Genomic DNA, 12,067 nt, shown 5'->3' with positions numbered 1-12,067 from the left:
ATCAACAAGATGATTGTCAACGAATGAAACTTGCGTTATGATAAATGAGAAGTGCAATAAGTTGCAGATGATTAATGGGGGTGTGCATATTCTTGCAAAATATAATTATAGTAGGCGCTGGTAATGGAGGATATGCACTTTTGAAATTGATACAACAGGCTGATTACCTGCAGGTAAAAGCTATTTGTGACATTGATGAAAAAGCCCCCGGGTTAAAACTTGCAAAAGAGTTAAATATTCCTACGTATAAAGAGTGGAAACCTCTCCTACATGATGATATTCAGATCATCATTGATGTTACAGGAGACAAAGAGGTATTTCATGAGCTTCTTGCAAATAGACCTGCCACTGTGGTATTAATACCGGGCGAGATTGCTAACTTAATTGTTTCACTTTTAGAAGAGAAAAATAAGTATATACACATTATTGATCACAAAACGATGATGCAGGAGTTAATCTTTGATTCGATTGAAGAAGGTATGATTGGAATTGATGATCAAGGTATCGTTAATCTTTTCAATAATAGTGCAGAAAAAATGACTCAAATAGCTAGGCAAGATGCCATTGGAAAACATGTGCATGAAGTAATCGCTACAAGTGAATTAACAAGAGTGTTCGATACCGGACGTGTCGAACTAAACAAAGAACTTATTCTTGAAAGCGGTACCAAAATTGTCACCTCGCGCTATCCGATGATTAATGAAGAAGGAAAATCCGTTGGTGCATTTGCAGTTTTCATGGATATTTCCGAAGTAGTTCGACTAGCTGAAGAAATTACAAATTTAACAGAAATTCAAAAAATGTTAGAGGCTATTATCCATTCAAGCGATGATGCTATTTCCGTTGTTGATGAAGAAGGGAAGGGTATTCTTATAAACCCAGCCTACACGAGAATAACTGGATTTAGTGAAGAAGAAGTAATAGGGCAACCAGCAACAGCGGATATTTCGGAAGGGGAAAGTATCCACTTAAAAGTGTTGCAAACACGTAAACCGATCCGTGGTGTTAATCTGCGAGTAGGAAAACAAAAAAAAGATGTGATCGTTAATGTCGCGCCTATCATCGTAAATCAACAACTAAAAGGTAGTGTGGGTGTGATTCACGATATGACCGAGATGCGAGGATTGATGCGAGAATTAGATCATGCACGCACGCTTATCAGAACATTAGGCGCAACTTACAGCTTCGAAGATATTGTTGGCACATCAAACGAAATAAATTTCACCATTGAGCAAGCGAGGCTAGCAGCAAGCGTTCCAGTAACAGTTCTCTTAAGGGGAGAGGTCGGTGCTGGGAAAGACTTATTTGCCCTTGCTATACACTGTGAAAGTAATCGATCGCGTCATCCGTTTCTTCGTGTAAACTGCAGCTCAATGGAAGAGCAATTGTTAGAAGCAGAACTGTTTGGATCGGAAAAGGACGGATTTATCCAGTCTGGGATTTTCGAGCAGGCAACACATGGAACTATTTTCTTGGACGAAGTTGGGGAGCTTTCGAAAAAAACACAGGCAAAGCTATTACGTGTTCTGAGAGAAAACTCGATTATTCGTGTTGACGGGTCGACAGCTATCCCTGTAGATGTTCGTATTATCGCGTCCAGTAGCTTGAACCTGGAAAAAGCAATGCGAGAAGGTACGTTTCGAGAAGATTTTTATTATCAATTGAATCGAATGCCGATACATATACCTTCCTTACGCAATCGTAAGCAGGATATTCCGGCAATTGCTGAGCATTTACTTGTGCGATTGAACCAAGAATTTGGTCGAAATATTGAAGGCTTTTCAGAAGAAGCGATGAACAGCTTACTACTATATGATTGGCCAGGGAATGTGAGAGAACTGGAGAATGTCATCAGTCGTTCCATGATTTTTTTACAGCCAAATGATCGAATAGTAGAAGAGCATCATCTACCGAAGTCAATGCTCGTATTGCCAAGTGAAGACACCGGAGAAATTTCACTTGGCACGCTAGCAGAACAAATGGATGAAATGGAAAAGAAAGTGCTGGCACAGGCTTTAAAGGTTTCTGGGGGAAACAAATCACGAACTGCCAAACAGCTTAACATTTCGCTTCGCACATTATATTACAAATTAGAAAAATATCATTTAGCATAAATGGGAGCACTTCAAACAATAGGGGTATTGAATAGATAAGTCTGGCCCATTTAACTACTAGGAGGAACTACACATGGAAATCTTTAAATATATGGAAACTTACGATTACGAGCAATTAGTTTTTTGCCAAGACAAAACTTCAGGATTAAAAGCAATAATAGCAATTCACGATACAACTTTAGGTCCAGCACTTGGGGGGACTCGTATGTGGAACTACGCAACTGAAGAAGAAGCAATTGAGGATGCATTGCGTCTTGCAAAAGGTATGACTTATAAAAATGCCGCAGCTGGTCTAAACCTTGGTGGTGGTAAAACCGTAATAATTGGAGATCCATTAAAGGATAAAAATGAAGAAATGTTCCGTGCTTTTGGTCGTTTCATCCAAGGGTTAAATGGTCGTTATATTACTGCAGAGGATGTTGGAACAACCGTTGCAGACATGGATTTAATCCATGAAGAAACGAATTATGTAACTGGTATTTCAGAAGCGTTTGGTTCTTCAGGTAATCCATCACCGGTTACAGCTTACGGAGTTTACGTAGGGATGAAAGCAGCTGCTAAAGAAGCATTTGGATCTGATTCTTTAGAAGGTAAAACAGTAGCAGTACAAGGTGTAGGTAATGTTGCATACACACTTTGCGAATATTTACACAAAGAAGGCGCAAAACTAATCGTCGCAGATATTAACCAAGCTTCGGTTGACCGTGCAATAAATGCTTTTGGAGCAGTTCAAGTAGATGTAAACGATATTTACTCGGTAGAAGCTGATATTTTTGCTCCATGTGCTTTAGGTGCAATTATCAATGACAACACAATTCCACAACTAAAAGCAAAAGTAATTGCTGGTTCAGCAAATAACCAATTACGTGATACAGCACACGGAGACTTAATCCATGAAATGGGTCTTGTCTATGCACCAGATTATGTTATTAACTCAGGTGGAGTTATTAATGTAGCCGACGAATTATATGGATACAATGCAGAACGCGCGATGAAACGCGTTGCGACTATTTACGATAAAATTGAACGTATTTTTGAAATTTCGAAACGAGATGGCATTCCATCATATGTTGCTGCTGACCGTTTGGCAGAGGAACGTATTGCACGAGTAAGTAAATCTCGTAGTCAATTCCTACAAAATGGCAAGCATATCTTAAACGGACGTTAAGAGTACAACTAATTTCATCTATTAAACTAAAGTGGCCGTCTTTCTTTTATAGTAAAGCGGCCTTCTTAGATGAAAATTGAAGGAGATGGGTAAGTTGTCAAAAAATTATGATGTAGTAATTATAGGTGGCGGTACCGGTGGATATGTGGCTGCTATACGTTCCGCTCAACTTGGATTAAAAACAGCAATCATTGAAAAAGGAGATTTAGGTGGGACTTGCTTACATAAAGGATGTATTCCGAGCAAAGCTTTACTACGCAGTGCAGAAGTATATGCCACGACTAAAAATCATGCGGCAGACTTCGGTGTAGAAACAGGAGAGGTAACACTAGATTTTAGTCGTGTACAGGCACGCAAAGAATCGATCGTTAACCAATTACATCAAGGTGTGCAAGGCTTGATGAAAAAAGGGAAAATTGATGTATATGAAGGTACTGGAAGAATGTTAGGGCCTTCTATCTTTTCACCGTCTCCAGGAGGAACTATATCTGTAGAGATGAATAATGGTGAAGAAAATGAAATGCTTATACCTAAAAATGTAGTAATCGCTACTGGCTCCAGACCACGCACATTACCTGGATTAACGTTTGACGGACAGTTTGTTATGAGTTCAGATGAAGCTCTAGCAATGACCGAACTACCAAAATCTATTTTAATCGTAGGTGGCGGAGTTATTGGCATTGAATGGGCATCGATGCTAAACGATTTTGGAGTAGAGGTAACAGTGGTCGAGTATGCAGATCGTATTATACCGACAGAAGATCAGGATATCTCGAAAGAAATGCAAAAACTGTTAACCAAAAAAGGAATAACATTTGTCACAAGTGCAAAAGTATTGCCAGAAACTCTCGAAACAAAAGAAAATGAAGTGAAAATTTCTGCTGAAATAAATGGTGAAACGAAAATCTTTGCAGCCGAAAAAATGTTAGTATCAGTCGGCAGACAAGCAAATGTTGAAGGCATTGGCATTGAAAATACTGATATCGTTGTAGAAAAAGGATTTATCCAAGTCTCCGAAACATTCCAAACGAAAGAATCTCATATATATGCAATTGGAGATGTCATTGGCGGACTTCAGCTAGCTCATGTGGCAAGTCATGAAGGAATTACCGCAATCGAACATATTGCGGGTAATGATATTTCCCCAATTGACTACACATTAGTTTCCCGTTGTATCTATTCGAATCCTGAAGCCTCAAGCGTTGGGATAACGGAACAGCAAGCAAAAGATCAAGATTATGATGTGAAGGTTGGTAAATTCTCATTTAAAGCGATTGGTAAAGCACTAGTTTACGGCGAAACAGATGGTTTTGTGAAAATTGTTGCAGACAAAAAGACAAACGATATTTTAGGGGTTCATATGATTGGACCACATGTAACTGATATGATTTCAGAAGCTGGGTTAGCAATGGTTCTAGACGCAACACCTTGGGAAATTGCACATACGATCCACCCACACCCAACACTTAGTGAAGTGATGGGAGAAGCAGCACTCGCTGTAGATGGTAAGGCTATACACATGTAGAAATGCGCAGGAGCTAGAAAAATGTCGAGTAGGAAGCAATTTGATTGCCTATTAATAGAAGGGGAGATCTTAATGACAACAAATCGTCATGCTGAATTAGGTTTAACAAATGAAGATGTGTTAACAATGTTTGAAACGATGCTAATGGCACGCCGTATCGATGAACGTATGTGGTTACTAAACCGCGCAGGGAAAATTCCTTTCGTTATTTCTTGTCAAGGTCAAGAAGCCGCGCAAGTAGGAGCAGCTTTTGCACTTGATAACAAAAAAGATTATATTGCTCCTTATTATCGTGATATGGGCGTTGTTTTACATTTCGGAATGACTGCTAGAGATTTAATGCTATCTGCTTTTGCAAAAGCAGAAGATCCAAACTCGGGTGGTCGTCAAATGCCAGGACATTTTGGTCAAAAGAAAAATAGAATTCTAACTGGCTCTTCGCCTGTTACAACTCAGTTACCACATGCTGTGGGAGTAGCTTTAGCTGCAAAAATTGAGAAGAAAGATTTTATTACATTTGTAACGCTTGGAGAAGGGTCCTCTAACCAAGGGGATTTCCATGAAGGTCTAAACTTTGCAGGTGTTCACCAATTACCATGTATTACAATGGTGGAAAACAATAACTATGCTATTTCTGTACCTTTTGAGCGTCAGGTTGCAAGTAAAACGGTTGCCGATCGTGCTTCCAGTTATGGTATGCCTGGAGTGACGGTAGACGGGAAAGACCCAATCGAGGTTTACCGTGTAGTAAAAGAAGCTGCCGATCGTGCGCGTAATGGTGAAGGCCCAAGCTTAATAGAAGCTGTGACATATCGTTTGACTGCCCATTCCTCTGATGACGATGACAGACAATACCGTACGGCAGAGGATATTGCGGAAGGAAAAGCATTAGATCCGCTTATTACATTCGCAAAATATTTGCGTGACTTAGATATATTACCAATAGGTTTAGAAAAAGAGATAAATGATCGAATTATGAAAGAAGTAAACGAAGCTACTGACTATGCAGAAACTGCTCCTTATGCGGCTCCAGAAGATGCATTGCTGCATGTGTATGCTGAAAAAGACGGGGGGAACGCATAATGGCAATCATGTCTTATATTGATGCAATCACACTTGCAATGAAAGAAGAGATGACACGTGATGAACGCGTTTTCGTCCTTGGGGAGGATGTAGGTCGTAAAGGTGGAGTATTCAAAGCAACAAACGGTCTCTATGATGAATTTGGTGAGTATCGCGTGCTAGATACACCACTTGCAGAATCTGCTATAGCTGGAGTTGGAATAGGAGCTGCTATGTACGGACTACGCCCAATTGCAGAAATGCAGTTTGCGGATTTTATCATGCCTGCGGTAAACCAAATTATTTCCGAAGCATCCCGTATTCGTTACCGTTCGAACAATGATTGGAGTTGTCCAATTGTTTTCCGCGCACCATTTGGAGGAGGAATTCACGGAGCACTTTATCACTCGCAATCTGTAGAAGCAATTTTTGCTAACCAACCAGGTTTGAAAATTGTTATTCCTTCTACACCGTATGATGCTAAAGGACTGCTAAAAGCAGCGATTCGCGATGAAGATCCTGTTATGTTCTTTGAGCATAAGCGTGCTTATCGTCTTATTAAAGGTGAAGTTCCTGATGAAGACTACACAATTGAAATCGGCAAAGCAGATGTGAAACGTGAAGGGGAAGACATTACGGTTATTACGTACGGTCTTGCTGTCCATTTTGCGCTACAAGCTGCAGAACGTCTAGAAAAAGACGGTATTTCTGCACATATTCTAGATTTACGCACTATTTATCCTTTAGATAAAGAAGGTATTATAGAAGCTGCATCTAAAACAGGTAAAGTTCTTTTAGTTACTGAGGACAACAAAGAAGGTAGTATTATCGGAGAGGTTGCTGCAATCATTGCAGAAAACTGCTTATTTGACCTAGATGCACCGATTAAACGTCTTGCTGGACCTGATGTTCCTGCTATGCCATATGCACCAACAATGGAAAAATTCTTCATGATCAATCCAGATAAAGTCGAAAAAGCGATGCGTGAGCTAGCAGAATACTAATAGGAAGGAGGAAAACGAATGGCAATCGAACAAATTAAAATGCCTCAGTTAGGGGAAAGTGTAACTGAGGGTACAATAGAAAAATGGTTAGTAAAACCAGGCGATCATGTAAATAAGTACGATGCTTTAGCTGAAGTAAACACAGACAAAGTTACTGCTGAAGTTCCTTCTTCTTTTACAGGTATTATCAAGGAATTAATAGCAAACGAAGGAGACACACTTGCTGTTGGAGAAATCGTTTGTACGATTGAAACAGAAGGTGGAGCTTCGGAGGAAGTAGCTCAAGTAAAAGAGGCTGCACCTGAAGAGCCAACTGCTGAAACGGTTAAACCTACGGAAGTACAAAAGCACGCTGCACCTGTCGAACGTGAAAAAGGAGCCAAAGCTCGCTATTCACCAGCCGTGTTAAAGCTCTCTCAAGAACATGGAATCGATCTTTCTTTAGTTGACGGTACAGGTAACGAAGGACGAATCACTCGTAAGGATTTACTGAAGATTATTGAGAGTGGAGAAATCCCGGTAGCAAAAGTGGAACAGGAAGCTGTTTCAGCACTATCTACACCTGCTGCTAGTGCACCATCTGCTCCAAAACCAGCAGCTACGAATGTTTCAGTAGCAGTTGGAGATATCGAAATTCCAGTGACCGGTGTTCGTAAAGCAATTGCAGCAAATATGCTACGTAGTAAACACGAAGCCCCTCACGCATGGACAATGATTGAAGTAGATGTAACGAATATGGTTCAATACCGTGACTCGATTAAAAACGAATTCAAACAAAAAGAAGGCTTTAATGTTACTTACTTTGCTTTCTTCGTGAAAGCCGTATCGCAAGCATTAAAAGAATTCCCGATGATGAATTCTATGTGGGCTGGAGACAAAATCGTTCAGAAAAAAGACATTAATATTTCCATCGCAGTAGCGACAGAAGATGCACTTTACGTTCCAGTTATTAAAAATGCGGACGAAAAGACGATTAAAGGTATCGGTCGTGAAGTAAACGAGCTTGCTGCAAAAGTTCGTTCTGGTAAATTAAAGTCAGACGAAATGCAAGGTGGTACATTCACTGTAAACAATACAGGATCCTTTGGTTCTGTTCAGTCTATGGGAATTATCAACTATCCACAAGCAGCTATTTTACAAGTAGAATCCATCGTAAAACGTCCAGTTATTATGGATGGTGGAATGATCGCTGCACGTGATATGGTAAACTTATGTCTTTCATTAGATCACCGCGTACTAGATGGCTTAGTTGCCGGTCGTTTCTTGGCACGTGTGAAAGAAATACTGGAGAACATTACAAAAGAAAATACATCCGTTTATTAATAAAACGTGAAAAAGGTAGGGCATTTTGCTCTACCTTTTTTATTTTAAAAGATAGGGACTATAAAATCAGGTGGGGTACAAAGGCTAAGAATGCCACCATGCTATCGCCACGCCTTTGTAACCACATCCTGTTTGCCACCGCGGGGAAGCGATGATCGATATACCGTCACTAACCCTTTGCTTTGATATCTCATTTGTCTCCTCTCGCTGGAGTTACCACCTTGCACTGCAAGAAAGGTTGATGATGCGAAATAGCGATCGCAAAAGTTAAATCTAACCTCTATCCAAAAGAAGGAGAAAGTAACTACTAGCACAAAGAAATATTGCCACTTCCGTTAACAAAAACATTACAAATTCAAGTGTAGTTAGTTTTCTTTCTCTCTTTGTCTTTTTGAAGTGTCTATAATAATAGATGGAACATAGCAGCAGTATTATGGCCGATACTTGAAATATATTTTCCAACAAACTAACCAACCAATCATCTCATTTCCTTAGGATTAAGCTGTAAAATTTTATGTCTCCACAAAAATAAAAAGAAGCAGAAATTTTAGGCTATGTCACAGGTAAAAGTTGATTTAAAAATACACACAAAAAATGACCTTGGAAATATATCTCCAAGCTCACTTTATTTTGATGTCTTTTTAAAAAAGTTAATTGGAGAACGATTGTTTTAAAATCGATTAATTGATTCTCTCAAAATTTAAATTAATTATATCTCTTTTTTTGAAATCACAGTAAACATACCAGTCATATTTGGGGAGAAGTCTTTAAAATTATATTTTTCATAGAACGTTTCTTTACCTTGTGAGGCAAACAAACCAACAAATGCTTTGTCGGGTGCATTTATATTTAAGTATTTAACCAATAAATTCATTATTTCATTTCCTATACCATGTTTCTGATAATCTGGATGAACCACTATATCTTGGATATAGAAATAAATCGCCCCATCGCCCACAATTCTACCCATACCAACAATTTGTTCATTATCTTTGACTGTAATGCAGTGAATAGATTTCTTTAGTGATGTTTCTGCCACTTCAAAATTCATATAATTACTCCATCCCACAGACGCACACAAATATTTGAATTCTTCCAATGTGGGAATATTATTTTCAATCTTATAGTTTTTCAAAATGTTACCTCCAATGCCTCAAACTTCACCAATAAATATATTCGACATCGCTTTAGTAACTCCTCTTTTTCAACTAAGCTGTACCGTTAATCTAAGTACCTTCTTTCACAAAGTCTCCGGTATTTTAACAAAGATACCCATTTTGATTTAGGGTAGCTACCATAACTTTATTTTACGGAATAATCGATGTTGCCAAAACCAAAAAGTAGTAAAGTCGGTAACTTAGAATTTCACGTGTTATTACCTAAATAGAAAAAATCCATTCAGAAATATCTTTAATAACTTGTTTATCTATTTGTTGTTCAACCTTATACTCTTTTCTCGCTTTTAGTATCTTGCCATAAACGGAAGGCATAAACAAATGATTTAAGTTCGGATAAAGTTTAAATGTTGCATTTGGATTGTTCTCCAATAATTTTTTATAACCATTAAAATCTTTTTCTATTGATACTTGGAAATCCTTCTCGCCTTGCAAAATGAAAACTGGTATATCCAAAGCTTTGAGATAACTTGTGGATGGATGTTCACCCATTTCTTTGAAGTAGTAAGTCCTAACATATTTCCCCAAAACTTTGGTTGACTTTGCTTCTTCGTCACTTAGATTATAGATGTTGTTGAATTTAGTTGTTAATGATGCTATTTGTTTTCGAGCAATCATTTTTAAAACCTTATTCAATGAATTTAAAACATCATTATTTTGGTCTATCATAATTTCTTCTAATTTGCGTGGGGAACCAGCCATAATGATGATTCCATTGAAGTTTCCACCTTCAGCATCGATTCTTGGAGCCAACATACCTCCCATGCTATGACCTATAATATATATTTTGTTTCCATCTATACGCGGATCCGTTCGTAAAAAGTTAGCTGCTAGTATAGCATCTTCAATTGTTTCTTCTTTAACTGATAACCCAGTTTCTTTTTTCAGTTCTTTACCGTATACGAATGTTCTCTTGTCATAACGAAGCACTGCAATTCCTTTTTTCGCCAAACCTTTAGCCAGGTCTTTAAAGGGATGATTATTTCCGATTTTTGCATCCATGTTACTTGGACCAGAACCGTGAACTAAAATAATCGCTGGATGCAAGCCTTTAACTTTATCAGGAATGGTCAACATTCCGTTAAGTGGGTACTTTGTTCCAGCACCTAATACAATTTTTTCATCTGTCATGAGGTTACCTCCACTGAATAATAATTATTTCTGTTACACATATTACTTTATAAAGATTGTATACTATTATTTTGTATATCCGGTTAAGTAATCAAAATGACCTACTCACTCTTGCGAATAAGTCTGCGAATTTATATATTATTTTACTGTTTTGCCCCCCGAAAGAGAACCCATTAAATCCCTTTTATTTTATTTTTATCTTGTTATAAGCAAACTCTCCTGCTTCTGTAACGACGATTAATTGTTTCTCCGTCTGCTACTTCTTGATTCACTCCATTAAAAGATGTCGCTTGGATTATTTCTATCACCAAGTCCCTTTCGTTTACTTTTTATTTTTTATTCGTTAGCATTTGTAAAGAGAAGTATTTAAGGTGGATTTGCAGAAGGGAAGATAAATAGATGAAATTAAGTGTACTCGACCAAGCGCCAATCACAACTGGCAATACTGCTGCAGGAGCATTAAAAAAAGCAGAAGAATTGGCTATTTTAACAGATGAACTAGGATATCACCGTATGTGGATGGCCGAGCATCATGGAACAGATGCGTTCGCAAGCTCGGCACCCGAAGTAATTGCAGCTCACTTAGCGGCAAAAACGAAAAATTTACGTATCGGTACAGGTGGAGTAATGATGATGCACTACTCACCACTAAAGCTTGCCGAAGTATTTAAAACACTAAGTGCGCTTTCTCCAGGTCGTATCGATTTTGGTGTTGGACGTGCCCCAGGTGGAGATAATTACGCGATGTATGCTCTTTCGGAAGGTCGTCCTCCATTGGTCAATAATATGTATGAAAAGTTAGCCATTGCTCTGCAACTAATCAATGATGAAGTTCCAGAAGATAGTCTATATAACAGAACGATTGCGACACCTTCAAAAATTGTCTTGCCAGAAGCTTGGTTACTTGGTTCTACTGGGAACAGTGCTGTACAAGCTGGAAGAATGGGGCTTGGATATTCCTTCGCCCAATTTTTCCAAGGCGGTATGACTCCTGCAATTTTAGAGACGTATCGCAAAAATTTCACACCTTCCCCTTTAATGGAGAAGCCGGAGATTAATGTTACTTACTTAGTAACTGTTGCTGAAACAAAGGAAGAAGCTGAGTTTGAAGCATTACCACAGGACATCTCGCGTTTATCTCTTATGAAAGGGCAGATTCGCCCATTAATGACACCAGAGGCAGCGCAGGAATATTCACTGACGGAAATGGACCGAATGATGATTCAAGAAAATCGTAAAATTCATTTAGTTGGTTCCGCTAAAGAAGTGGCGGAGACTTTACAGGAAGAGCAAGATAATTATGGTTTCGATGAAGTAATGATTTGTAGTATTCCACATTCGCAAGAAAAACGATTAAACGTCTATCGTTTACTCGCAAAAGAATTGATGTAAATAGAAATTGGATTGGACACGCTCATTATGGCGTGTCTTTTATTTCGGAGAGAATGGTCTCCTATATGAGAATCGATCGATGATGTTTAATAATCGATCAATGACATCAAATAATCGCTCGATGCTGCCTATTAATCGATCATTAAAGCCTAATAATCGCTCAATAGCTCTTC

9 protein-coding genes are annotated in these 12,067 nt (G+C 38.6%); 7 read left to right on the top strand and 2 right to left on the bottom strand.

All coding sequences use genetic code 11. The features are described from left to right. Positions 1-92: 92 nt before the first annotated feature. The 6 genes from ACIQX2_RS09815 to ACIQX2_RS09790 all read left to right on the top strand — a co-directional run bounded on the left by ACIQX2_RS09815 (position 93) and on the right by ACIQX2_RS09790 (position 8,196). Positions 93-2,114 carry a sigma 54-interacting transcriptional regulator gene (locus tag ACIQX2_RS09815; protein ID WP_402849390.1) on the top strand — a complete coding sequence of 674 codons (2,022 nt, stop codon included), beginning with the start codon at positions 93-95 and terminating at the stop codon, positions 2,112-2,114. A 73-nt stretch (positions 2,115-2,187) separates the two neighbouring features. After that, entirely contained in the window at positions 2,188-3,282 is a 1,095-nt protein-coding gene (gene bcd, locus ACIQX2_RS09810) for a branched-chain amino acid dehydrogenase (protein WP_402849388.1), read from the top strand. Between the two features lie 94 nt (positions 3,283-3,376). Beyond that, positions 3,377-4,807 carry a dihydrolipoyl dehydrogenase gene (gene lpdA, locus ACIQX2_RS09805; RefSeq protein WP_402849385.1) on the top strand — a complete coding sequence of 477 codons (1,431 nt, stop codon included), beginning with the start codon at positions 3,377-3,379 and terminating at the stop codon, positions 4,805-4,807. Between the two features lie 72 nt (positions 4,808-4,879). After that, positions 4,880-5,890: a thiamine pyrophosphate-dependent dehydrogenase E1 component subunit alpha gene (locus tag ACIQX2_RS09800; RefSeq protein WP_402849382.1), complete on the top strand. Its 1,011-nt coding sequence runs from the start codon at positions 4,880-4,882 to the stop codon at positions 5,888-5,890. Continuing rightward, the gene (locus tag ACIQX2_RS09795) at positions 5,890-6,873 is read left to right on the top strand and encodes an alpha-ketoacid dehydrogenase subunit beta (RefSeq protein ID WP_402849379.1); all 984 of its coding nucleotides are present in this window, start codon (positions 5,890-5,892) and stop codon (positions 6,871-6,873) included. The genes ACIQX2_RS09800 and ACIQX2_RS09795 overlap by 1 nt, the downstream gene beginning before the upstream one ends. An 18-nt stretch (positions 6,874-6,891) precedes the next feature. Continuing rightward, positions 6,892-8,196 carry a dihydrolipoamide acetyltransferase family protein gene (locus ACIQX2_RS09790; protein ID WP_402849376.1) on the top strand — a complete coding sequence of 435 codons (1,305 nt, stop codon included), beginning with the start codon at positions 6,892-6,894 and terminating at the stop codon, positions 8,194-8,196. A 709-nt stretch (positions 8,197-8,905) separates the two neighbouring features. On the opposite strand, the gene ACIQX2_RS09785 is transcribed toward ACIQX2_RS09790, so the two are convergent. Both ACIQX2_RS09785 and ACIQX2_RS09780 read right to left on the bottom strand, forming a co-directional pair. Continuing rightward, positions 8,906-9,331 (bottom strand): GNAT family N-acetyltransferase, encoded by a 426-nt coding sequence (locus ACIQX2_RS09785; protein ID WP_402849373.1) that lies wholly within the window; start codon positions 9,329-9,331, stop codon positions 8,906-8,908. A gap of 244 nt (positions 9,332-9,575) precedes the next feature. Continuing rightward, on the bottom strand, positions 9,576-10,502 hold the full coding sequence (locus ACIQX2_RS09780) for an alpha/beta hydrolase family protein (protein WP_402849370.1): 927 nt from the start codon (positions 10,500-10,502) through the stop codon (positions 9,576-9,578). A gap of 399 nt (positions 10,503-10,901) precedes the next feature. Between ACIQX2_RS09780 and ACIQX2_RS09775 the strand changes: the two genes are divergently transcribed. After that, entirely contained in the window at positions 10,902-11,894 is a 993-nt protein-coding gene (locus ACIQX2_RS09775; protein WP_402849367.1) for an LLM class flavin-dependent oxidoreductase, read from the top strand. The last annotated feature ends 173 nt before the right edge of the window (positions 11,895-12,067 follow it).

The organism is Psychrobacillus sp. NPDC096623 (assembly GCF_044762655.1).
Lineage (GTDB): Bacteria > Bacillota > Bacilli > Bacillales_A > Planococcaceae > Psychrobacillus.
The sequence above is the reverse complement of the archived record's forward strand: the minus strand, read 5'-3'. Positions and strand labels throughout refer to the sequence as shown.

Excerpts from the sequence above, each read along its gene's own strand:
- ACIQX2_RS09795 (WP_402849379.1), top strand. The coding sequence starts at position 5,890 with ATGGCAATCATGTCTTATATTGATGCAATCACACTTGCAATGAAAGAA.
- ACIQX2_RS09800 (WP_402849382.1), top strand. The coding sequence starts at position 4,880 with ATGACAACAAATCGTCATGCTGAATTAGGTTTAACAAATGAAGATGTG.
- bcd (WP_402849388.1), top strand. The coding sequence starts at position 2,188 with ATGGAAATCTTTAAATATATGGAAACTTACGATTACGAGCAATTAGTT.
- ACIQX2_RS09775 (WP_402849367.1), top strand. The coding sequence starts at position 10,902 with ATGAAATTAAGTGTACTCGACCAAGCGCCAATCACAACTGGCAATACT.
- ACIQX2_RS09780 (WP_402849370.1), bottom strand. The coding sequence starts at position 10,502 with ATGACAGATGAAAAAATTGTATTAGGTGCTGGAACAAAGTACCCACTT.
- ACIQX2_RS09790 (WP_402849376.1), top strand. The coding sequence starts at position 6,892 with ATGGCAATCGAACAAATTAAAATGCCTCAGTTAGGGGAAAGTGTAACT.